Origin of the sequence: Neglectibacter sp. CSJ-5, assembly GCF_032490475.1 — a bacterium.
Taxonomy (GTDB): domain Bacteria; phylum Bacillota; class Clostridia; order Oscillospirales; family Acutalibacteraceae; genus Hominenteromicrobium; species Hominenteromicrobium mulieris.
In genome coordinates, this window is sequence record NZ_JAVYJC010000001.1 from 225,311 (window position 1) to 249,394 (window position 24,084).

The following is a 24,084-nucleotide window of genomic DNA, read 5'->3' on the forward strand; positions in this document are numbered from 1 at the left end:
ATACTGAAAACACAGAATGCACGGGGAACGCCGCAAGTGGGCGAAAATGCGGCGGAAAAGCTTGCCTTTATGTGGGTTTTATCGGTGGTTAGTTATTGAAACTATACAAACCGAAGTGAGTTTTCATGGGTTATTGTTAGAAATTAGCTAAAAACCCTTGAACTTTTTTCTTGTTGTGGTATTATTAGTATAGAAATTGGTGCAGAGCGTCTTTTATTAAATTGAACGGCACGGAAAATAGGAAAATAAGACGCTGTGCGGCAAAAAATTCGGACGGACTGCGGGTGCAAAAATGAGAATGGCATGCACCGCCGGCGTTTGCCGGGCTGTTCCGAATGGAAAGGACAGGACGTATGAGTGAGATGATAAACAAAACGGCGCCGGAAGGCAATGTTCCGCTTTATTTGTTCCGCAGCGGCAAAAACAGCCATTCCTACGAATACATGGGTGTGCACAACACGATAAAGGACGGAAAGGCATGCACCGTGTGCCGCGTATGGGCGCCGAACGCGCAGGCAGTTGCCATTACCGGTGATTTCTGTGAATGGGATCCGGAAAAGTATCCGCTTACAAAGATCGACGACGCGGTTTGGGAGGGCTATACGGACGAACCCTTAAAGGAATTCGACGCGTATAAGCTCGTCATTACGGCGGAGGACGGCACGGTGACGTATAAGTCCGACCCGTATGCGTTCCACGCAGAGACACGTCCGGGCACGGCTTCCCGCTACTACGACATTTCGGGGTACAAGTGGAACGACGGCCGCTGGTTTGAGCACAAGAAAAAATACCCGCATTATAACCAGCCGGTGAACATCTACGAGATGCACGCAGGCTCCTGGCGCAAATATGCGGACGGCAGCGTATTTTCTTACGACAAGCTCGGTGACGAGCTGATCCCGTATGTGCAGGAAATGGGCTTTACGCACATTGAGTTGATGCCGTTGACAGAGTACCCGTTCGACGCTTCCTGGGGCTATCAGGTGACGGGCTACTTTGCGCCGACCTCCCGCTACGGCACGCCGAAGGACTTTATGCGCTTTATCGACCGCTGCCACCAAGCGGGCATCGGCGTGATTATGGACTGGGTGCCGGGACACTTCCCGCGCGACGAGGCTGGCCTTGCGAAATTTGACGGCATGCCGTGCTATGAATATGCAGACCCGAGAAAGGGCGAGCACAAGGAGTGGGGCACGCTGGTGTTTGACTACGGCCGCACGGAAGTCATCAGCTTTTTGATGAGCAGCGCACTGTTCTGGGTGAAGGAATACCACATTGACGGCTTGCGCGTGGACGCTGTGGCCTCAATGCTGTACCTTGACTACAACCGCAAGGACGGCGAGTGGATCCCGAATAAGAACGGCGGCAAGGAAAATCTGGAGGCCATTGCGTTCTTACAAAGACTGAACGAGGCGATTTTCGCCGAGGTGCCGGAGGTCATGATGATTGCCGAAGAAAGCACCGCGTGGCCGATGGTGACGAAGCCGACTTACATGGGCGGTCTCGGATTCAATTATAAATGGAACATGGGCTGGATGAACGACATGTTGCGCTACATGTCTTTGGATCCGCTATTTAGAAAGGGCAACCACAACAGCCTGACGTTCTCGTTCTTCTATGCGTTCTCCGAGAATTTCATTTTGCCGATCTCGCACGATGAGGTCGTTTACGGCAAGGGTTCTCTCTATAATAAGATGCCGGGCACGCCGGAGGAAAAGGCTGCAGGCGTACGCTGCTTTGCGACCTACATGATGGCACACCCGGGCAAAAAATTGCAGTTTATGGGCACGGAGTTCTCGCAGCACGACGAGTGGAACTTTAACGAAGAACTCGAGTGGAATTTGCTGCAATACCCTGAGCACCAGATGGCGCAGACGTTCTTTAAAAAGCTCAACGCGTTCTACCTCGGCCGTTCCGAGCTGTGGGAGATCGATTTCTCGTGGGAGGGCTTCTCGTGGATCTCGAACGACGACGACAGCCAGAGCGTTATTGCGTTCCGCCGCTTTGACCGCGAAGGAAACGAGCTGATTGCCGTGTGCAATTTCCTGCCGGTCCGCCGCGAGAATTACTGCATCGGCGTGCCGTACGCGGGCGTTTACGAAGAGGTGTTTACCTCCGACGCTGCGGAGTTTGGCGGCACGGGCTTTACGAACGGCAACAACATACGCACCGTGGATGAAGCGATGCACGGCTTTGAGCAGAGCATTTCGTTGACGCTGCCGGAGAACACGGTATTCTTCCTGCGCTGCAAGCGCAAGGCGGCAAAGAAGCCCGCCGCGAAGACGACAAAGACGACGGCAAAGAAGCCCGCGGCCAAAAAGGCAGCCGGCACAAAAGCCGCAAAGAAAAAAGCCTGATTCATTTTACATGAAACAATATACGGGCGGCGGCAAAATGCCGGAACGCCCGAAATCTACCAGAGAGGGGATCATCAGTCATGTTACCTAAGCAAGAAGTAGTTGCAATGCTGCTGGCAGGCGGCCGTGGCAGCCGTCTCGGTGTTCTTACCAAGAACCTCGCAAAGCCGGCTGTTCCGTTTGGAGGCAAGTACCGTATTATCGACTTTCCGCTTTCCAACTGTGTGAACTCCGGCATTGAGACCGTGGGTGTTCTGACACAGTATCAGCCGCTCGAGCTGAACGAATACATCGGTTCCGGCCAGCCGTGGGATCTCGACAGTATGAACGCCGGCGTACATATTTTGCAGCCGTACGAGCAGAGCAGCGGCTCTGACTGGTACAAGGGCACGGCAAATGCCATTTACCAGAATATACCGTTTATTGAGCGCTACAACCCGGATTATGTGGTTGTGCTGAGCGGCGACCACATCTACAAGATGGATTACTCCAAGATGGTTGCGTATCACAAGGAGCACGATGCGGCCTGCACCATCGCCGTTTACGAAGTGCCGATGGAGGAGGCTTCCCGCTTCGGTATTCTGAACACGAACCCGGACGGCTCTATTTACGAATTTGACGAGAAGCCGGCTGTGCCGAAGAGCAACAAGGCTTCCATGGGCATTTACGTCTTCTCCTGGAAGAAGCTGCGCGCGTATCTGGAAGCGGACGAGAAGGACCCGAACTCCTCGAAGGACTTCGGTAAGGATGTGCTGCCCACCATGCTGAACGCAGGCGAGCGTATGTTTGCGTACCGCTTTGAGGGCTACTGGAAGGACGTCGGCACGATTGACAGCCTGTGGGAATCCAATATGGACCTTTTGAACCCGAAGACCGGTCTTGACCTTTCCCGCGAAGACTGGAAAATTTATTCCAGAAACCCGGTCATGCCGCCGCATTACATTGCAAAGGGCGCAAAGGTGCAGAACTCACTCGTAGCTGAGGGCTGCAACGTATACGGCGATCTTGAGTTCTCCGTATTGTTCCACGGCGTTTATGTGGCGCCGACCGCGACTGTGACGGACTCCATCGTGATGCCGGGCGCTGTGATTGAAGAAGGCGCGAAGGTGCAGTATGCGATCGTGGCGGAGAACGCCGTCATCGGCAAGAACTGCGTCATCGGTAAACGCCCGGAGGACATGGAAAACAGAGACGATTGGGGCGTGGCGGTCGTAGGCCCGGACTGCAAGCTCTCTGAGGGCACCGTTGTGGCGCCGAAGGAAATGATCGATAAGGAGGCGCAGGCATAATGTTTGGAAATAATGTTTTGGGCATCATCTTTGCCTATGCACACGAAGAAAGAGTACGCGACCTGACGGAGCTGCGCGTGATGGCTTCCGTGCCGTTCGGCGGCCGTTACCGTTTGGTTGACTTCACCCTCTCCAACATGGTGAACTCCGGCCTCAACAAGGTCGGCATCATCACGGAGGATAACTACCAGTCCTTGATGGACCACCTCGGCTCCGGCAAGGCATGGGACCTTTCGAGAAAGCGCGAGGGTCTGTACCTGCTGCCGCCGTTCGGCAAATCGACTTCGAGAACCGACGGCAAGATCGAATCGCTCGATTCCATTCGCCGCTTCCTGAAAAATTCCCTTGAGGAATATGTGATTCTCTCCGATTGCGATATGGTCTGCAATATCGATTACCGCGAGGCACTGGAGCAGCATGTGCGCCAGAACGCGGACATCACGGTCATTTACCGCCATGGCACTTCGCCGGACGTAGACCGCAACAACATTTATATGGTAGACCCCGAGAACCGCATTCGCGAGCTGCTTCTGCACCGCGGAAGCGAGCACGGTGTAAATTACGGCATCGGCATGTATATCCTTAGCCGCGAACTGCTGCTTCAGCTCGTTGAAGGATGCATGAGCCGCAACGAATATGACTTTGATAAAGATATGGTTCAGCGCGTAATTCCCGAACTGCGCGTGATGGGTTATGAATTTAAGGGCATTGCATATCAAATTTCCTCGTTTGAAGCGTACTTTAACGCTAACATGGGTTTGATGGATCCGCGCGTGCGCGCAGAGCTGTTCAATCCGAACCGCCCGATCTACACGAAGGTGCGCGATGATATGCCGGCGAAATACGGTTTGAATTCGTATGCCACCAACTGCCTTGTTGCAGACGGCTGCGTGATAGACGGTGAAGTGGAAAATTGTGTGCTGTTCCGCGGCGTGAAGATCGGCAAAGGCGCGAAGGTTCGCAACTGCGTTATCATGCAGGACACGGTCATCGGCGCGAACAGTCGGCTCGATTATGTTGTGGCGGACAAGAACGTGGAGATTGAAGAGAACCGCACGCTGATGGGCTATCAGACCTACCCGGTGTACATTGCAAAGGAAAGCAAGGTCTAAGCTGCCCCGAGAAACGAAGGAAAGGAAAGCGGTGTAATTGATATGAAAGTTTTGTTTTGTGCCAGTGAAGCGTTGCCTTTTGCCGCAACGGGCGGCCTTGCAGACGTAGCGGGTTCTTTGCCGCAGGCGCTGCGCGCACGTCTGATTGGTTGCCGCGTGGTGATGCCGCTGTATGAAAGCGTGCCGCAGGAATTGCGCGACAACATGAAGTTTTTAACAAGCATCAGTGTGCCGGTGGCTTGGCGTCGCCAGTATTGCGGTATTTTTGAGGCGAAGGTAGGCAATGTCATTTACTACCTCATCGATAACCAGTACTACTTTAAGCGCCAAGGACTTTACGGTCACTTTGACGACGCGGAGCGCTTTGCGTTCTTCTCCCGTGCCGTTTTGGAGATGCTGCCGTACATTGAATTTAAGCCTGATGTGATCCACGCGAACGACTGGCAGACGGCGCTGGTGCCGATCTACTACCGTTTGTTCTATGCAAACAACGACTGGTACAGCGGCATTAAGACGCTGTTCACCATTCACAATATCCAGTATCAGGGCCAGTACGGTTTTGAGATTCTGGAAGACGTTTTCGGTATTCCGAAGAGCGAGCAGAGCTTACTCGAATACAACGATTGCGTGAACCTGATGAAGGGCGCGATTGAGAGCGCGAACTGGGTTTCTACCGTGAGCCCGACGTACGCGAAGGAAATCCTTGATCCGTGGTTCGCCCACAAGCTGGACCCGATTTTGCGCGAGCGTGCCTGGAAGCTTTCCGGCATTTTGAACGGCATTGACGTGGTGGGCTATGACCCGGCGACGGACAAGAACCTGTATGAGACGTATGACGCAAAGCACCTGGAGGGCAAAGCCGTCAACAAGGCAAAGCTGCAGGAGCGCCTCGGCCTTGCCGTTGACCCGGATGTGCCGCTCATCGGTATGGTAACGCGCCTCGTCTCCCACAAGGGCCTTGACCTTGTAAAGGGCGGCGTGGACAACATCATGACGTACTCGAATGCGCAGTTTGCGGTCCTTGGCAGCGGCGACTGGGAGTATGAGCAGTTCTTTAAAGAGATGCAGGCGAAGTATCCGGGCAGATTTGTGCTGTGCCAGGGCTTTGTGCCGGAGCTTGCGCGCAAGATCTACGGCGGCTCCGATATTTTCCTGATGCCGAGCAAGAGCGAGCCGTGCGGTCTTTCACAGATGGTGGCGCTGCGCTACGGTTCCATTCCGGTCGTGCGCGAAACGGGCGGCCTGAAGGACTCCATTACGGACAGCGGCGACGGCAAGGGCAACGGCTTCACGTTCCAGACGTATGACACGCAGGATATGCTGAACTCCGTGCACCGCGCGATCTACGCGTATAACGAGAGCAAGGACGGCTGGAAGGTGCTTGTGGAGCGCGCAATGGCGTGCGACAACAGCTGGGGCCGCTCCGCAAACGATTACATTCGTTTGTATAAGCAGCTCATCAACAGCTGATCTTCTGAAACGTCTTTCGAGAAACAAGACGGCGTTTTGCACGACTGTTTGATTAGGTATCGTAGAAAATGAAAAATGCCCTGCTTGTGTTTTTTAGGCACAGGCAGGGCTTTTTTGTGTTTTTATGTTTTGGTTATTTCTCTTCCGGGTAACGGACGGGGACGAACTTTGCGCGGTTCATGAGGGGGTGCTCGAGGCGGATGGCACCGTCGTGCGGGCACGCCATGACGCATGCGCCGCAGTAGTAGCACTCGCCGGGGTAGAGCACGATGGGGTGCTTGCCTTTTTCGGGCGAGGGGATGAGAATATCCACCTGACAGATGTTGACGCAGGCGTTGCAGCCGACGCATTTTGTTTCATCGTAAAGAATCGGGTGTGTGCTGCACGGCACGGGTGCTGCCGTGAGAATTTTGTTTTGAAACTCGCTCATTTCCGATACGCCCCCTTCTGCTCGGTTCTGATGTAATCCCCGTTGCGCTTTTCGTACTCGGTCTCGAGGTCGCCGAAATAGTAGAGCGGATGGCTGCCGTAGATGACTTCGCCGTTTTCTTGTCGGACGGTGATGAAGCGGCGGTCGCGCTCGGGGTCGGTCTCGGTGCTGTCCGTGCGCTTGAAAAACAACGGCTCGGACGACGTTTTGCGGGAGAGGCAGGCGTGCAAAATTAACTTGGAGACGGTCAAAATGTCAAAGACCTCGTGCGCGCGCATGAGCTCGTGCGGGTTTTTGCAGCTGATCTGCGGGACGATCTCGGTTTCAAAGCTTTCGAGCAGGTCGAGACCCTCATGCAAAAGCGCATCGCACTTTACGCCGCCGCAGTAGTTCTGCATGGCTTTGGAGATGGCCATGTTGAGTTCGCGCCAATCCATGCCGTCTGCGCGGCGGATGGGGGCGAGCAGGCGTTCGCGCTCGGCTGCGGCTTCCGCTTCATTATAGTCGGGCAGGGCATCGAGTGCTTTGGCAGCTGCGGCGGCTTTGCGGCCGGCGTAGTAGCCCGTGGCGCAGGCGAAACCGGCGCAGTCCGAAGCGTAGAGCTGGTCGCCGGCGGCGTAGATGCCGTCGATGTTTGTTTTGAGGTCCCAGTCGTGCCAAACGCCGCCCGGCGCGCCGAACAGCTGCCGTTCCTGCTCAAGGAAATTTGCGGACTGCCAGCCCGTGCCGTAGCTTTGCAGCATGTGCTTTTTGGGGTCAAATCCACGCTCCGTGTAATTTTTGAGGATCGGAATTTTTGTTTTGCCCTCTTCGCCGACCATCATGCCCCAGATGACGCGGCGCTCCGCGTCGGGCATACGGCTGAGGTCTGCGTAGAACGGCAGTTGGTAACCGCGGCGCATGAGCTCTTCAAAATCAAGCGTTTCGGGGCCGCGGTACTCGTACTTCGGGTTATCGATGACGCCGCCCTTTAAGAAAAATTTCTGGCCGGGAGCGGGGTAGTAGCGCTCGGAGACGGTTTTAAGCTCATTACCGTCGCGGTCGACGTAGGGGATTTCCACGCCGCGGGCGTCGACCATCGTCGCGGCATACCACGTGTTGTGATTATTGCCTGCGCCGTAGGGCGGAAAGCTGCGGCCGGCGGCGGAGAACTCTCCCTTGACGGATTTTTCCATCATGGTGAACTCAATGCCGGCCTTGTAGCCCATGGCGTGGCCGCTGCCGATGCTCTGCATGGGACGGAACTCGCACAGGCCGGTCATATCCGGGTTAAAAAGCCAGACGCGCGCCGGGCGGCTCATGGTGAGAACGGTCTCTTTGGCGCGGAGGATGTAGAACTTGCCGGTGCGCACGTCCATGGCGCAGGCGCCCGCACCATGCTTTTTACCGTTCCGGGCGGTGGTGAGCAATGCGGTAGCTTCGGTGCGGTCAAGCACTTTCACGCCGAGGCGCAGAAGCTCCTTGAAAAGAGCGGGCTTAAAGGTGCTGCCCCAGACGCGCAGAGTGAATTTGTTTTTATAATCGTAGGCGAACATCAGCTTCGTTTCGTCGTCGCGGAACTCTGCACCCTTGAATTCATCGTCGGTGTCGCGGACTTTGCCGCCGAACGACTCAAGGTCTAATAGACGGTCGTAGCCCTCGCGGCACTCGATGTAGTGCGCGATGCCGTTAGAGTAGCCGCACTGCTCATCGACGTACGCTTCGGCGATTTCCTTCGGCGTGACGGTGGAGCAGGGGTTTGTACAGGCGGATTCCCAATGGTCGAAACCGGTGCCTGCGCTGCCGCTGCGGGCGGTGGCACCTTTTTCCACTAAGATGACGGACTGTCCGCGCCGTGCCGCCGCGATGGCGGCATAGCAGCCGGCAAGGCCGCCGCCGAGCACCAAAACGTCGCAGGAAAGCGTTTCGATGATATCTAATTCATTTTTATATGGCCAGTTATAGGTCTGCAAAGCAGATCCCTCCTTGTTTGAGTGTGAAAAGCGGAGCTTCAGCAAAGCTTTAGGCGGTGTGCGTCTTTTTATGCTTTGCGTGCCTGTATGCGAGCAGGCAGATGATGCTGCCCAGTACCACGAGCGCCAAGATCATCAAAGCGCAGTGCATGAAAAAGGTATCGGGCAAAATGGTGATGACGGGGTCTGTTGCGGCATCGAAGATCCAATAGTTGTTATGGAAGACAATCTTATGGAATAGGACGAACACCGTTTCCCAGTTTAAGGCGATGAGTACACCGAGCGCTGCGGGAATGGCGACCGTTAAAATGCCGGAAAGCAGCAGATACCCCGGGTTCTTTTTAAAATGGCGGTAGATGATGCCCGCAAGGCTCAAAATGCCGCTGACGATGAGCGTGATCTCGAAGACGCCGAACACGTTTTTGACTTCTTCAAAATGGATGCGGCCGCTCTCGCTCATGGCGAGCGTGGGGAAATTCAGAACTTGTGTGCCGAAAATGGAGTTGTAATCGATGAGCACGTTGTAGTTCTGCAAAATTTCCTCGCGCGGCAGGCCGGACATGGCGGTGATGTTTAAATGGTCAACGTCAAAATAATAGAGCGGACGGAAATTGAGCGTGAAGACGACAGCGGCGCTGATGATGAACAGCACGAGCGCGACGGCGAGCACGATATTGAAAACGACCGCCAACGGGGTTTTTTGAAGTTTATCAGACACGGGAAATACCTCCGAATTTTTTATCTTGCAAAGGCAGACCCGCACGGTGCTTTCTGCGGGGACATGCCCTCCGGGATGGGCTTTTCAAATTTTTTTGTGGAGACAAACGTCATGCGGTGTCCCTCCTTTTTTGAATTTATAGGAAACATGGTAGCACAATCCCTGCAAAATCGCAAGGAAAACGCGCAAAAAGACTATTTGATAACGCGATACTTGCCGAAGTGCTGTCCGTTTGGCGTAAAGCAGATGACGCGTATGACGGAGATTAAGGATTGCTTCGGTGAATGCGTTTAAAAACAGGATAGATATGAGAAAACCGCCGCATACCGAAACTTTTCCGGTATGCGGCGGTTTTCTGTTTTTTATGATTCTTTGACGAGCACATCGATGACTTCTGCGATGTACATTTCGTGGTAGTCCTTGTTCGGGTACCAGCGTCCGTCTACGGTTTCGTCGAGAAACTGCTCGGGTCTTAACGGCGTGCGGCTCATTTTGCGGCAGACGAGCACGAGCTCCGCTTCTTCAAAATACGCATTGCCGTTTGTGAACGCCGGGGTGAAGCCGACTTTTTTGACCTTGTCTTCATCGCGACCGGAAACTTTACCAAGGTAGGAGAGTGCGTCTTTTTTCTCTGCGGGGTAGAACGAGAGCGTGAAAGTATCGCGGGTATCGACAAACTCTTTCGTGTAGCGCTGCGGGCGGATATACACGGTGACGGACGGCTTGCCCCACATGAAGCCCATGGCGCCCCAGGAGACGGTCATGGTGTTGAATCCGTTTTCATCGCCGGCAGTGAGCAAGGCCCACTCTTTGCCGATTTTTGTGAATGGATTTAAAGACAGGGAGTCATACGGTACGGAACGAAATGTCATTTAAAACAGTCCTTTCGGAAAAAATTTACAGAAGTCAGGCGGTCTGCTTTTGCGGACCGCGGTTAATAACGCGTTTGATGGTGAGCGTGTAGACCAAAATGGAGACGAGCGGCGGGAAAATATCCGAGATGGGCTCGCAGAAGAAGATTTGCTCGATAGGCAGGAAGCGCGGCAGAATGAAAATGCACGCAAAGAAGACGACCTTGCGAAAGACCGAAAGCGGCAGCGCGATTTTGACGACGCCCATGCCCGTGAAGCCGTCCACAATCTCGTACTGCATGCCAAGCAACACGGTGCCGAGCGTGTAAATACGGATGAGCCGCGCCGTCATGGCAATGTATTCGGGTTCTTTGGTGAAAATGCCTGCAAAAAGATGCGGAATGGTCTGTGCGGCGAGCGTCATGAGGGCGCAAAAGCTGACCGCGATGACGAAGATGTACCGCTGCGCGCGAAGGATTTTCTCCGGGCGGCGTGCGCCTAAATTGTAGCCTAAAATGGTCTGCGTGCCCATGGTGAGGCCGCCGAGCGGCATGGTGATGAGCAGCTCGAAGCTTTGCACGATGGTGTTGCAGGTGAGGAGCATGTCGCTGTTGTCGCCGCCGTAGCGCTGAAGCATCATGTTGAGCGAGATGAGCATGACGTTATCGAAAAGAATAATGAGGAACGCGCTCATGCCGATGCTCGTCACACGGCCGATGACTTTTAAATCGTATCCGCCAAATGTGATGGGAACTTCGATATGTTTGCCGAACAGGACACACAGCACGAACGCGCAGCTTGCGACCTGCGAAATGACCGTGGCGATGGCCGCGCCCGCGACGCCCATACGGAGAGCGAAGATAAAAATGGGGTCGAGCACAATGTTGATGATGGCGCCGATTAAAACGGAAAGCATGCCGCTGCGGCTGTGGCCCTGTGTGATGATAAACTGGTTCATGCCTGTGGCGGTGAGGGCGAAGACCGTGCCGATTAGATAGAGCGAAAAGTAGGTCTCGGCGTAGGGGTAAACGGCCTCGGTCGCGCCAAACGTGAGCAAAATGGGGCGGCGGAAGATATATGCCAGCACCGTGACGGGCACAGCGAGAGCCAAAATGTACACGAAGCAGTTTGCGATGACTTTTTTAGCGGCGTCTATGTTCTTTTCGCCAAGATTGATGCTGACAAGCGGCGCGCCGCCGATGCCGACGAGAAACGCAAACGACGAGATGAGCGTGACGATGGGACCGCACACGCCGACACCCGCGAGCGCCTGCGTGCCGTTGCTCGGAATATTGCCGATGTACATACGGTCTACAATGCTGTACAGTACGCTGACGAGCTGCGAGAGCATGGAGGGAACGGCCAAGGTCCAGACGAGGCCTTTAATGTTATCCGACCCGAGGTCGTTTGTGAACTTCAAGGAAAAGCGCCTCCTCAGTGCTCGTGGCAGACTTGAAAAATATAGAACTTGAGGTAATAGGATTCGTCGGCACTCCACAAAATGGGATGATCAGGCGACTGGGTGCGGAACTCCACCTGACGCAGGCGGCAGTGCGCGGCACGCGCGGCCTGCCCAATGGTCTGGGCGAAGAGCTCGGCGTTCATGTAGTGCGAACAGGAGCAGGTGGCAAGGTAGCCGCCGTCCTTGACGAGCTTCATGCCGCGCAGGTTAATCTCGCGGTAGCCCTTGACGGCGTTTTTAATGGCGTTTTTGGATTTTGTGAACGCCGGGGGATCGAGAATGACGACGTCGAACTGCTTGCCCTCGTTTTCGAGCGCGGGGAGCAGGTCAAAAACGTCGGCGCACTTGAACTCGACCGTATCGGAAAGATTATTTAGAGCGGCGTTTTTCTGCGCCTGCGCGACGGCGAGCTCGGACGCGTCTACACCAAGGACGTGCTTTGCGCCCGCGATGCCGGCGTTCAGCGCGAAGGAGCCCGTGTGTGTGAAGCAATCGAGCACATCCATATCCTTGCAGATGCGCTGCATGGCGAGACGGTTATATTTTTGGTCGAGGAAAAAGCCGGTCTTCTGGCCGTCTTTAACGTCCACGATGTAGCGCACGCCGTTTTCGACGATCTCGACATCGGTGTCGAATTCGTCGCCGATGAAGCCCTTTTTGCGGTCCATGCCTTCTTTTAATCGCTCTTTGGCGTCGCTGCGCTCGTACACGCCGCGAATTTTGATGCCGTCTTCGAGCAGGACTTTCTTTAAGATGTCAATGATCTGCAGCTTCATTTTATCGATGCCGAGCGCGAGGGACTCGACGACGAGGACATCGGAGAATTTATCGATGACAAGGCCGGGTAGGAAATCCGCTTCGCCGAAAATGACGCGGCAGGCGGAGGTATCGACCGTGCGCTTGCGGTATGCCCAGGCGTTGCGCACGCGCATCTCTAAAAACGCGTCGTCAATCTCCTGTGACGCGTCGCGGGTGAGCATGCGGACGCGAATCTTGGAGTTCTGGTTGATGAAGCCGCGGCCGAGCGGGCAGCCGTTTTGCTCCTGCACGGTGACGACAGCGCCGTTTTTGAACGTGCCGTGGATGCTTTCGATCTCGTTGTCATAGATCCAAAGACTGCCCGCTTTGAAAGCGCGGCCTTCGCCTTTTTTGAGTGTTACAATAGTTTCGTTCATAGATGGGTTCCTTTTATATAGTTGAGATGGGGGAGCTTTTTCTAAAGGCTTGCAGGGCAAGCCTTTCAAGGGACCCCCTAATTGAGTCCCTCGCGGTTCAACTGTCCACCGGACAGTTCTAGCAATGCGAAGCATTGCTTACTATCACTCCTGATTTTTGGGTAGGCAAAAGGGTTTCGTCGTCTGCGGACGACGACCAAAGGTTTCACCTTTGGAATCTGACCGACTTTTTGAAAAAAGTTGGATCAAAAGCTTTTAACCAACGCTTTCGGATAGATTGGCGTTCGCTTTTTCCGCTTCGATCTGCTTTGTGACCTTCTTAATGCAGTGCAGGCAGGTGGGGGTGATGTAGAGCACGGCGGCGATCCACGCGGTTTGATCCGAGAAACAGATAGCCGTATAGCCGAACGCGCCGACAAAGCCGAGGCTGACGATGGAGCGCGCGAACATTTCCGTTACGCCGGAGAATACCGCGCGGCCGGAGAAGCCGATGCCCTGTGTCGCCATACGGCAGATGTTGAGGATACCGAGACTCCAGAAGAAGTAGCCCATGCAGCGCAGATATTTTGCGGAAGCGTCGAGCACGTCGCCTGCACTCGATTCAACAAAGAGCATGGACATGCTGCGGCCGAAGAAGATCATGACAAGGCCGATGCAGAAGCCGTAGGCGACGCCGACGATGACGCCGAGCCGTACGCCCTGCCGAATGCGCTCCGGCTTTTTTGCACCGAGATTCTGACCGCAGAAGACGGAAACAGCAGAACCGAGGGCATCAAACGGGCACATGCAGAACTGCTTTAAGCGCATGCCGGCCGTGAAGCCCGAAACGTACACGCTGCCGAGGCCGTTGTTCGCCGCCTGCATGACCATGCTGCCGATGGCCGTGATGGAGGTTTGAAGTCCCATGGGGATGCCCATGACGACGAGGTCACGGATGGATTCGGCATCCGCTTTGCAGTCTGCGCGGGAAAGCGTGAGGAGCGGTACGCGGAAGCGGATATAGATAAGGCACAAAATGCCGCTGACCGCCTGCGCTGCGATGGTGGCGATAGCCGCGCCCGCAACGCCCCACTTGAAGACAATGATGCAGAGCAGGTCAAGACCGATATTCAGGACGGTCGAGATGGCGAGGAACAGGAACGGCGTGCGGCTGTCACCGACGGAGCGCAGGATGCTGGAGAGCAGATTGTATAATAAGGTAAAGGGGATGCCGAGGAAAATGACGATGAGATACGCGTAGGCGTCGTCAAAAACATCCTGCGGCACGGAGAGCATTTGTAAAATGAGCGTGCAGCACAGAGAACATACCGCCGTGATGAGCACCGCGAATAAGGCGGTAAGCAGCACGGAGTTGAAAATGTACGAACGCATTTTATCAAGACGCTCCGCGCCGAAGCTTTTGGCGATGGGGATACCGAAGCCGATGCAGATACCGATGCAGAAACCGAGTACCAGAAACTGCACGCTGCTTGTAGCGCCGACGGCGGCGAGTGCGCCGGTGCCGAGCACACGGCCGACGATGGCGGCATCAACCAGATTATACATTTGCTGCAAGAGGTTGCCGAGCAAAAGCGGCACCGCAAATTGCAGGATAAGCTTGAGGGGCTTACCCTCTGTCATGCTTTTTGTCACGAAAATCACCCGAAAATACATAGTCTTTTTTCAACCTTCTTATTTTATCATACCTTTTTTATTTTGGCTATGGCAGAACTGAGGATTTTGCACGTCGTTTTCCACACTTTTTGCGTGAATTGCGGAAAAAGCGCCCGATTTGCGAAAAAGGAAAAAACGGTGGGAGAAAAGGTATTTCCTGCAAAACTTACAAAAGAAAAATTTTGACAAGGCGGTCGAAAAGCATTGACAACGAGAAAAACGGGTGTTATAATCTATTCAATTTCATAACAAAAAGCGATGACGAAGACTGTCTGTGCAGAGCTGTTTCAGAGAGCCGGTGGCAGGTGTGAACCGGTGCAGAGATGCAGAGATTTCTCCCTTCCGAGCCGGATGCCTGAACAGCGAATTCAGTAGGGTATCCCGTGATTGCTACGTCAGTGCATAGAAGTTATTGGACTTCGAAGAGTGGCGGAGGTTCTCCGCAATTTGAGTGGTACCGCGAGTGCATATTTTAGTTATTACACCCGTCTCAAAGCATAAACGGCTTTGAGGCGTTTTTTTATACTTCAAAGCGGAAGAACAAGGAAACAAGCTGCAAGTTTGAGGGCACAAACTTTCAAATTCGTAAGGCTTTTAACCGAACACAGCAGAAAGGCAGAGGAATATGTTATCATTAGACAAAGTATTTGATGCACAAACCGTTCTAAAGGGCATCATCCGCGAAACAAACGTCGTGAAGACCTACGGCATCGCGCCGGATTGCGACCTGTACCTAAAGCCCGAGAATTTGCAGATCACCGGCTCTTTTAAGGTGCGCGGCTCTGCGTATAAGATCTCCCAGCTTTCCGCAGAAGAGAAAGCGAAAGGCGTTATTGCCTGTTCCGCGGGCAACCACGCACAGGGCGTGGCGCTGGCGGCAACGAAAAACGGCATCAAATCGCTCATCTGTCTGCCGGACTCCGCACCGATCTCCAAGGTGGAGGCCACAAAGGGCTACGGCGCAGAGGTTTGCCTTGTGGAAGGCGTTTACGACGACGCGTATAACAAGGCGATTGAATTGAAAGAAAAAGAGGGCTATACGTTCGTGCACCCGTTTGACGACGAAGACGTTATCGCGGGCCAAGGAACCATCGCACTGGAGGTTCTGAATGACCTTGACAACATCGATGCCATTGTGGTGCCGGTGGGCGGCGGCGGACTCATCTCCGGCATTGCGTACACCGCAAAGCACATCCGCCCGAGCGTGAAGGTGTACGGCGTACAGATGACCGGCGCACCGAGCATGTACAACTCCATTCACGACGGCAAGATCGAGACACTCGACACCGTGCAGACCGTGGCGGACGGCATCGCCGTGAAGCGCCCGGGTGACAACACGTTTGAGATTGTCAAAAAATATGTGGATGACATTGCGCTGGTGAGCGAGGACGAAGTTTCGAGCGCAATCTTGGCACTCATCGAAAAGCAGAAAATGATCGCGGAGGGCGCGGGCGCTGCTTCCGTTGCCGCTGTGATGTTCAATAAATTTGACTTAAAGGGCAAGCGCGTCGTGTGCATCGTCTCCGGCGGCAACATTGATGTGACGAGCCTTTCCCGCGTGATTGACCGCGGCCTGATGAACTCCGGCCGTTCCGCGAGCCTCCTCATCGAGCTTATCGACAAGCCCGGTCAGCTCAAGGAGATCTCTTCGATCATCGCGGACTGCGGCGGCAATGTGACCGGTGTGCATTACGAAAAAGGCAACACCGAAAGCATTAACGGCTGCTTCCTGCGCATCGAAATGGAGACGCGCGACAACAACCATGTAAAAATGATTAAAAACACCCTGCGTGAAGCAGGCTTCAGAACCACCAAGGGTTGAGAGGAGAAAGCAAAATGATGGACGCAAGCAAATATAAGGTCGGATACTTCCCGGTATCGAAAGAATATAACAAGTGGGTGGAAAAAGACCACATTGAAAAGGCGCCGATCTGGTGCAGCGTGGATATGCGCGACGGCAACCAGAGCCTTGTCATCCCGATGAGCCTTGAAGAAAAGCTTGAATACTACAAAGTGCTTTTGCAGGTCGGCTTTAAGGAGATCGAGGTCGGTTTCCCGGCGGCGAGCGAGACGGAATATGAGTTCCTCCGCACGCTGATTGACAACAACATGATTCCCGAGGACGTTACCGTGCAGGTGCTCACCCAGTGCCGCGAGCACATCATCCGTAAGACATTCGACGCGTGCAAGGGCGCACCGAGCGCGATTATCCACTTCTATAACTCCGTCAGCGTTGCACAGCGCGAGCAGGTATTTAAGAAGTCCAAGGAAGAAATCAAGAAGATCGCCGTAGACGGCGCGAAGCTCGTTAAAAAACTTGCGGCCGAATACGAAGGCAACTTCCGCTTTGAGTATTCTCCGGAGTCCTTTACGGGCACCGAGCCGGAATACGCACTCGAGGTCTGCAACGCGGTTCTCGACGTTCTGGAGCCGAGCGAGACGAACAACGTCATCATCAATCTGCCGGTCACGGTGGAAATGAGCATGCCGCACGTGTATGCTTCGCAGGTCGAGTACATGAGCGAGAACCTCAAGTACCGTGAATTCGTGACTTTGTCTCTGCACCCGCACAACGACCGCGGCACGGGCGTTGCGGACACCGAGCTGGCGCTCCTTGCCGGCGCAGACCGCGTAGAGGGTACGCTGTTCGGCAACGGCGAACGTACCGGCAACGTGGATATCATTACGCTTGCGATGAACATGTACTCCCACGGTGTTGACCCGAAGCTTGACTTCTCCGACATGCCGTACCTTGTGGACGAATATGAAAAATGCACGCGTATGCATGTGTACGAAAGAGCCCCGTATGCGGGCGCACTGGTGTTTGCGGCGTTTTCCGGCAGCCACCAGGATGCGATTGCAAAGGGCATGAAATACAGAGCGAAAAATAAGCTGCATCAGTGGAACGTACCGTATATTCCGATCGACCCGAAGGACATCGGCAGAACGTACGACGCAGACGTTATCCGCGTCAACTCCCAGTCCGGCAAGGGCGGCATCGGTTATCTGCTGGAGCAGACGTACGGCTATAACCTGCCGCCGAAAATGCGCGAGCACTTCAGCTATCTGTGTAAGGATATTTCCGACCACGAGCACAAGGAACTGAAGCCGGATGAGGTTCTGAATATCTTTGAAGAGAACTACCTCAATCTGACGAACGGTGTTACCGTGACGGATTTTGAGTTTATGCGCGACAAGGACAACGTGAAGATCGGCATCACGTTCGCGAAGGACGGCGAAGAGACCGAGATGGAAGCGGAGGGCAACGGTTCCCTCAACGCGATCAACAACGCGCTGCGTGCGTACACCGGTGCAGAGTACACCCTGCAGGTCTTTACCCAGCACAGTATGCAGGGACAGGGCTCGCAGAGCGTGGCGGCTTCGTACATCGGCCTTGAAAAGGAAGACGGTTCGATGTTCTGGGGCGCAGGCACCGACACCGACGTTGTAAAGGCGAATACAAAGGCGCTGTTGAGCGCTTACAATAATATGATCAAAGGGGGAGACTAAAATGAAAATGACCATGACGCAGAAGATCCTTGCGGCGCACGCGGGTCTCAGTGAAGTTACCGCCGGTCAGCTCATCAATGCAAAGCTGGATATCGTGCTCGGCAACGACATCACGACGCCGGTCGCGATCCATGAGTTTAAGAAAGCGGGCTTTACAGACGTTTTCGATAAGGACAGAGTGACGATCGTACTCGACCACTTTGTGCCGAACAAGGATATTAAGGCGGCGGAACAGAGCAAGACGTGCCGCGAGTTTGCGTGCAGCCACTGCGTGAGCCATTTCTATGACGTAGGCAAGATGGGCATTGAGCATGCGCTTTTGCCGGAGCAGGGCATTGTGACCGCCGGCGACTGCATCATCGGCGCGGATAGCCACACCTGCACCTACGGTGCGCTGGGCGCGTTCTCCACAGGCGTTGGCTCTACGGATATGGCAGCCGGCATGGCAACGGGCATGGCGTGGTTTAAGGTTCCGTCCGCGATCAAATTTAACCTGACCGGCAAGCTGCCGGAAAATTGCAGCGGCAAAGACGTTATCCTCACAATCATCGGCATGATCGGCGTGGACGGCGCGCTGTATAAGAGCATGGAGTTTACCGGCGAGGGCGTGAAGAACCTCTCCATGGACGACCGCCTGTGCATCTGCAATATGGCGATTGAGGCCGGTGCGAAAAACGGTATTTTCCCGGTGGACGATATTACGCTTGCCTATTTACAGGACAGAAGCGAACGCGAGCCGGTTGTATACGAAGCAGACCCCGATGCGGAATACGAAAAGGTTATCGATATCGATCTCGCAAAGATTGTGCCGACCGTCGCCTGTCCGCATCTGCCGGAGAACACGCACCCGGCAAGCGAGCTGCACGATATTAAGGTCGACCAGGTTGTCATCGGCAGCTGCACGAACGGCAGAATGGAAGACATGGAAGCGGCGTACAGCATTTTGAACGGCAAGAAAATCGCGGACGGCATCCGCTGCATCATCATTCCGGGCACGATGCAGATCTACCGCGAATGCGTGGAGCGCGGCTACGTGACGGCATTTATCGATGCGGGCGCTGTTGTTTCTACCCCGACATGCGGTCCGTGCCTTGGCGGCTATATGGGCATTCTGGCAGCGGGCGAACGCTGCATCGCCACAACGAACCGTAACTTCGTTGGCCGCATGGGTCATGTGGACAGCGAAGTGTACCTGGCTTCTCCGCACACGGCGGCAGCCAGCGCACTGACCGGCTACATCACCGAATATAAGGAGGCGTAAGCATGAACACACAGGGCAAGGTTTTCAAATATCCCGATAACGTCGATACGGATGTTATCATTCCCGCACGTTACCTCAACACCCCAAACGCACAGGAGCTTGCGCTCCACTGCATGGAGGATATTGACAAGGCGTTCGTAAAGAAGGTCGAAAAGGGCGACGTCATTGTGGCGGGCTGGAACTTCGGCTGCGGCTCTTCCCGTGAGCACGCACCGCTCGTCATTAAAACCTGCGGCACGGGTTGCGTCATTGCAAAGAGATTTGCGCGTATTTTCTACCGCAACGCCATCAATATCGGCCTGCCGATTCTCGAGTGCGAGGAAGCGGCAGACGAGATCAACGCAAACGACGAAGTTTCGGTCGATTTTGATACCGGCATCATTACCGACGTCACAACCGGCAAGACGTATAAGGCGCAGCCGTTCCCGCCGTTCATTCAGAACATCATCAAAGCAGGCGGCCTGTTGAAGTCCCTCAAGGAGGCGGAAAACAAATGACGAAGAATATCGCGGTGATCCGCGGCGACGGCATCGGCCCGGAAATCGTAAACGAAGCGCTCCGCGTGCTGGATAAAATTGCAGAGCTGTACGGACACACCTTTCATTATACAGACGTCGATATGGGTGGCTGTGCCATCGATAAGTGGGGCGACCCGTTGCCGCAGAAAATGCTCGATAAGTGCGTAGCTTCCGACAGTGTGCTGCTCGGCGCCGTAGGCGGCGACAAGTGGAATGATGTGCCGGGCCCGAAGCGCCCGGAAAAGGGTTTGCTGCGCCTGCGCGCGGGTATGGGTGTTTACAGCAATAACCGCCCGGCGAAGATTTGGCCGCAGCTCTCTGACGCTTCTCCGCTGAAAAAATCTATTGTCGAAAAGGGCATCGATTTCATCATCGTGCGCGAGCTCATCGGCGGCATCTATTTTGGCGAGCATAAGACCGATGATGCAGACGGCCAGCCGGTCGCGACGGACATTATGAAGTACAGTGAAGCGGAGATCGAGCGCATCGGCCGCATCGGATTTGAGACGGCAAGAAAGCGCAATCACCGTTTGTGCTCCGTAGAAAAGAGCAATGTGCTCGACACGAGCCGCCTTTGGAAGAAGGTCATGCACCGCTTGGCGGACGAATACACCGACGTGGAGCTGACCGATATGCTCGTCGATAACTGCGCGATGCAGATCGTGAAGAATCCGGCACAGTTCGACGTCATCGTGACGGAGAACATGTTCGGTGACATTCTTTCCGACGAAGCTTCCATGATCACCGGCTCCATCGGCATGATCCCGTCCTCGAGCCTCGGTGCGACGAGCTGCGGCCTGTACGAGCCGATCCACGGCTCTGCACCGGACATTGCGGGTCAGGACCTTGCAAACCCGATCGGCACCATTCTTTCCGCCGCCATGATGCTGCGTTACAGCTTCGATATGGCGAAGGAAGCCGATGCGGTGGAGCATGCGGTCTCCAAGTACCTCGACGCGGGCTACCGTACTGCCGACATCATGGAAGACGGCATGACGAAGGTCGGTTGCAAACAGTGCGGCGACCTCATCCTCGAATACTTAACGAAGGAGTAATTGAATGCAGCTTACAGGTGCAGATATCCTCATCAGAACTTTAATTGAACAGGGCTGCGACACCGTTTTCGGTTATCCGGGCGGGCAGATCCTGAACGTTTACGACAGTCTTTACAAATATCAGAATGAAATTCGCCACATGCTGACGGCGCACGAGCAGGGCGCTGCCCACGCGGCGGACGGCTACGCAAGAGCGACCGGCAAGGTGGGTGTGGTGATGTCCACCTCCGGCCCGGGCGCAACGAACCTTGTGACCGGCATTGCGACGGCGTACCTCGATTCCATCCCGCTTGTCGCGATTTGCGGCAACGTGCCGACGACACAGATCGGCACGGACAGCTTCCAGGAGATCGACATTACGGGCGTGACGCTGCCCATTACGAAGCACAACTACTTCGTCGGCTCCGTGGAGAATCTGGCGGATACCATCCGCGAGGCGTTTGCGCTTGCGCAGTCCGGCAGACCGGGCCCGGTGCTCATCGATGTGCCGAAGGATGTGCAGACAGCGGTCTGTGACTACGAGCCGCAGGCACCCGTACAGCCCGAAGAACGCCACGCGGCGAAGGACGTGCGCATCAAAGAAGCCGCGGCGCTCATCAACGCCTCGAAGCGTCCGTTCATTTACTTCGGCGGCGGTCTCATCACCTCGGAAGCACAGGAAGAAATGCTGGCGCTCGCCGAGAAGATTGACGCGCCGATCGGCTGCTCCTTGATGGGTCTTTCCGGCATTCCGACCGACCACCCGCGTTTCCTCGGTATGCAGGGCATGCACGGCCACTACGCTTCCTCTATGGCGATGCACGACGCCGACCTCATCATTTCGCTCGGCGTGCGCTTTAACGACCGCGTGACGGGCAACCGCGAGAAGTTTGCGAAGCTTGCGCAGATCATCCATATTGACGTGGACGGCTCCGAGCTCTCGAAAACCGTGAACTCCGCCTGCGGCCTGCGCGGCGACGTGAAGCTGACGCTGCAAAAGCTCATTCCGCTCGTCAACGCAGAGCAGAAGCCCGACTGGGAAAAGGCCGTGAAGGCCTTAAAAGAAACCGAAAACGATTATCTCGATATTCGCCCGGGTCTTACGCCCCGTAACGCGATCATGACGCTGAACAAGCACCTCGGCGAGAATACCGCCGTTGCAACGGACGTCGGCCAGCACCAGATGTGGGCGGCGCAGAACGTGAACTTCAAAAAGCCGCGCCGCTTCATTTCCAGCGGCGGCCTCGGCACCATGGGCTTCGGCCTCGGTGCGGCCATCGGTGCGGCGGTCGGCACAGGCGAGCGCAGCGTGCTCGTCACGGGCGACGGCAGCTTCGGCATGTGTCTCAACGAACTCACCACTGCCGTAACCTACAACGTGCCGGTTGTCATCCTTCTGATGAATAACGGCGTGCTCGGCATGGTGCGTCAGTGGCAGACGCTGTTCTTTAATAAGCACTATTCCAACACGATTCTCGACCGCAAGACTGACTTTGTGGCGCTTGCGCGCGCGTTCGGCGCGGACGGCGAGGCTGTTGATACCGTGGCGGCGCTCGACAAGGCGTTTGAGCACGCGTTCAGCTGCGACGGCCCGTATGTCATCGATTGCAGGATCGATAAGGACGAATTCGTCCTGCCCATGCTCCCGCCGGGCGGCAGCATGGACGATATTATCATGAAGGTGGGTGAATGAGATGAATCGATATACCGTAGCGGTTCTGGTCAATAACCAGTTCGGCGTGCTGAACCGTGTGACGAGCATGTTCAGAAGACGTCAGTTCAACATCATTTCTCTGACCGTCAGCGAAACGGAATCGAACGCGCTTTCCCGCATCACCGTCACGTTTGAGGGCGGCGAGACGCAGAAGCAGCAGCTCGTGAACCAGCTTTATAAGCTGCCGGACGTTTGCTCCATTAAAGAGTTCACCCCGGACACCTCCGTCAGCTGCGAGCTGATGCTCATTAAGCTGAAAAACGATTCCAAAACGCGCAGCGACATCCTTGCCGCGGCGGACGCGTTCGGCGCGACGACCATGGATTACTCCAAGGATTCCCTGATGCTTTGCCTGACCTCCGAATCGCGAAAAATCGATGAATTCGTCGATTTGATGCGCGACTACGAGATCCTTGAGATCTGCCGCACCGGCAATGTTTCCCTTGAAAAGGGTAGCACGACGATCCGTCAGGCCATCAATTTCTAATTTAGTTTGTCCATTTAAATTAACATACCAATTCATGCACAGAAAGAGGTAATTTATCATGGCAAGAATCTTTTATCAGCAGGATTGCGATCTGCAGAAGCTCGCAGGCAAGACCGTTGCCATCATCGGCTACGGCTCGCAGGGTCATGCACATGCACTGAACCTGAAGGACAGCGGCGTTGACGTTATCGTCGGTCTGTATGAAGGCTCCAAGAGCTGGGCAAAGGCCGAGGCACAGGGCCTCAAGGTCATGACAAGCGCTGAGGCTGCAAAGGCTGCGGACATCATCATGATTCTCATCAACGATGAAAAGCAGGCTGCACTGTACAAAGAGAGCATTGAGCCGAACCTGACCGAGGGCAAGACCCTGGCATTTGCACACGGCTTTAACATTCACTTCGGCTGCATCAAGCCGCCGAAGAACGTCAACGTCATCATGATCGCGCCGAAGGGCCCGGGTCACACGGTCAGAAGCGAGTATCAGGCAGGCAAGGGCGTACCGTGCCTCATCGCGGTCGAGCAGGATGCAACGGGCGACGCTTGGGACATCGGCCTCGCATATGCACTCGGTATCGGCGGCGCAAGAGCAGGCGTTTTGGAGACCACGTTCCGTACCGAGACCGAGACCGACCTCTTCGGCGAGCAGGCAGTTCTCTGCGGCGGCGTTTGCGCTCTGATGCAGGCCGGCTTCGAGACGCTGGTTGAGGCAGGCTACGACCCGAGAAACGCGTACTTTGAGTGCATCCACGAGATGAAGCTCATCGTTGACCTCATCTACCAGAGCGGCTTTGCCGGCATGAGATACTCCATCTCCAACACGGCAGAGTACGGCGATTACATCACCGGCCCGAAGATCATCACCGAGGAGACGAAGAAGACCATGAAGAAGATCCTGAAGGACATTCAGGACGGCACCTTCGCAAAGGAATTCCTGCTCGACATGTCTTCCGCAGGCAGCCAGGTACACTTCAACGCAATGCGCAAGCTGGCTTCCGAGCATCCGAGCGAGGCTGTGGGCGCGGATATCCGCAAGCTGTACAGCTGGAGCGACGAGGATAAGCTCATCAACAACTGATTTGAACAGAATCTGT

Annotated in this window: 19 protein-coding genes; 12 read left to right on the plus strand and 7 right to left on the minus strand. The window is 55.0% G+C overall.

Going from position 1 to position 24,084, the window contains the following annotated elements:
- Positions 1 to 362: 362 nt before the first annotated feature.
- The 4 genes from glgB to glgA all read left to right on the plus strand — a co-directional run bounded on the left by glgB (position 363) and on the right by glgA (position 6,228).
- A complete protein-coding gene (glgB, locus tag R2K26_RS01045; RefSeq protein WP_316518882.1) occupies positions 363 to 2,357 on the plus strand; it encodes a 1,4-alpha-glucan branching protein GlgB in 1,995 nt (664 codons plus the stop codon).
- 80 nt (positions 2,358 to 2,437) lie between these two features.
- Positions 2,438 to 3,646 (plus strand): glucose-1-phosphate adenylyltransferase, encoded by a 1,209-nt coding sequence (locus R2K26_RS01050; RefSeq protein WP_316518238.1) that lies wholly within the window; start codon positions 2,438 to 2,440, stop codon positions 3,644 to 3,646.
- On the plus strand, positions 3,646 to 4,758 hold the full coding sequence (gene glgD / locus R2K26_RS01055; RefSeq protein WP_176821079.1) for a glucose-1-phosphate adenylyltransferase subunit GlgD: 1,113 nt from the start codon (positions 3,646 to 3,648) through the stop codon (positions 4,756 to 4,758). The genes R2K26_RS01050 and glgD overlap by 1 nt, the downstream gene beginning before the upstream one ends.
- A gap of 42 nt (positions 4,759 to 4,800) precedes the next feature.
- Positions 4,801 to 6,228, plus strand: coding sequence for a glycogen synthase GlgA (gene glgA, locus R2K26_RS01060; RefSeq protein WP_316518240.1), 1,428 nt, complete (start codon positions 4,801 to 4,803; stop codon positions 6,226 to 6,228).
- A 133-nt stretch (positions 6,229 to 6,361) separates the two neighbouring features.
- On the opposite strand, the gene R2K26_RS01065 is transcribed toward glgA, so the two are convergent.
- The 7 genes from R2K26_RS01065 to R2K26_RS01095 form a co-directional block, all read right to left on the minus strand.
- Positions 6,362 to 6,658 (minus strand): ferredoxin family protein, encoded by a 297-nt coding sequence (locus tag R2K26_RS01065; protein ID WP_316518242.1) that lies wholly within the window; start codon positions 6,656 to 6,658, stop codon positions 6,362 to 6,364.
- Entirely contained in the window at positions 6,655 to 8,610 is a 1,956-nt protein-coding gene (locus tag R2K26_RS01070) for an FAD-dependent oxidoreductase (protein ID WP_316518244.1), read from the minus strand. The genes R2K26_RS01065 and R2K26_RS01070 overlap by 4 nt, the downstream gene beginning before the upstream one ends.
- A 49-nt stretch (positions 8,611 to 8,659) precedes the next feature.
- Positions 8,660 to 9,328: a TIGR01906 family membrane protein gene (locus R2K26_RS01075; protein ID WP_316518246.1), complete on the minus strand. Its 669-nt coding sequence runs from the start codon at positions 9,326 to 9,328 to the stop codon at positions 8,660 to 8,662.
- 362 nt (positions 9,329 to 9,690) lie between these two features.
- Positions 9,691 to 10,200 carry a flavin reductase gene (locus tag R2K26_RS01080; protein ID WP_308449062.1) on the minus strand — a complete coding sequence of 170 codons (510 nt, stop codon included), beginning with the start codon at positions 10,198 to 10,200 and terminating at the stop codon, positions 9,691 to 9,693.
- A 34-nt stretch (positions 10,201 to 10,234) separates the two neighbouring features.
- The gene (locus tag R2K26_RS01085) at positions 10,235 to 11,599 is read right to left on the minus strand and encodes an MATE family efflux transporter (RefSeq protein ID WP_316518249.1); all 1,365 of its coding nucleotides are present in this window, start codon (positions 11,597 to 11,599) and stop codon (positions 10,235 to 10,237) included.
- Positions 11,600 to 11,613: 14 nt separating this feature from the next.
- A complete protein-coding gene (locus R2K26_RS01090; RefSeq protein ID WP_316518251.1) occupies positions 11,614 to 12,816 on the minus strand; it encodes a class I SAM-dependent rRNA methyltransferase in 1,203 nt (400 codons plus the stop codon).
- 255 nt (positions 12,817 to 13,071) lie between these two features.
- Positions 13,072 to 14,469, minus strand: coding sequence for an MATE family efflux transporter (locus R2K26_RS01095; protein ID WP_316518253.1), 1,398 nt, complete (start codon positions 14,467 to 14,469; stop codon positions 13,072 to 13,074).
- Positions 14,470 to 15,094: 625 nt separating this feature from the next.
- Between R2K26_RS01095 and ilvA the strand changes: the two genes are divergently transcribed.
- Genes ilvA through ilvC form a run of 8 tightly spaced genes read left to right on the plus strand, consistent with a single transcriptional unit; the run spans position 15,095 to position 24,068 of the window.
- Positions 15,095 to 16,291 carry a threonine ammonia-lyase gene (gene ilvA, locus R2K26_RS01100; protein ID WP_316518255.1) on the plus strand — a complete coding sequence of 399 codons (1,197 nt, stop codon included), beginning with the start codon at positions 15,095 to 15,097 and terminating at the stop codon, positions 16,289 to 16,291.
- Between the two features lie 14 nt (positions 16,292 to 16,305).
- Complete coding sequence (locus tag R2K26_RS01105) at positions 16,306 to 17,979, plus strand: 2-isopropylmalate synthase (protein ID WP_316518257.1); 1,674 nt, start codon at positions 16,306 to 16,308, stop codon at positions 17,977 to 17,979.
- Between the two features lies 1 nt (position 17,980).
- Positions 17,981 to 19,240, plus strand: a complete 1,260-nt coding sequence (gene leuC, locus R2K26_RS01110; protein WP_176821069.1) for a 3-isopropylmalate dehydratase large subunit — start codon at positions 17,981 to 17,983, stop codon at positions 19,238 to 19,240.
- Positions 19,241 to 19,242: 2 nt separating this feature from the next.
- Entirely contained in the window at positions 19,243 to 19,737 is a 495-nt protein-coding gene (gene leuD / locus R2K26_RS01115; RefSeq protein ID WP_316518259.1) for a 3-isopropylmalate dehydratase small subunit, read from the plus strand.
- Positions 19,734 to 20,813, plus strand: coding sequence for a 3-isopropylmalate dehydrogenase (leuB, locus tag R2K26_RS01120; protein ID WP_316518262.1), 1,080 nt, complete (start codon positions 19,734 to 19,736; stop codon positions 20,811 to 20,813). Before leuD ends, leuB begins: the two co-directional genes overlap by 4 nt.
- Positions 20,814 to 20,817: 4 nt before the next feature.
- The gene (ilvB, locus tag R2K26_RS01125) at positions 20,818 to 22,485 is read left to right on the plus strand and encodes a biosynthetic-type acetolactate synthase large subunit (RefSeq protein ID WP_176821066.1); all 1,668 of its coding nucleotides are present in this window, start codon (positions 20,818 to 20,820) and stop codon (positions 22,483 to 22,485) included.
- A gap of 1 nt (position 22,486) precedes the next feature.
- The gene (gene ilvN, locus R2K26_RS01130; protein ID WP_316518264.1) at positions 22,487 to 22,993 is read left to right on the plus strand and encodes an acetolactate synthase small subunit; all 507 of its coding nucleotides are present in this window, start codon (positions 22,487 to 22,489) and stop codon (positions 22,991 to 22,993) included.
- 55 nt (positions 22,994 to 23,048) lie between these two features.
- On the plus strand, positions 23,049 to 24,068 hold the full coding sequence (gene ilvC / locus R2K26_RS01135; protein ID WP_316518884.1) for a ketol-acid reductoisomerase: 1,020 nt from the start codon (positions 23,049 to 23,051) through the stop codon (positions 24,066 to 24,068).
- The last annotated feature ends 16 nt before the right edge of the window (positions 24,069 to 24,084 follow it).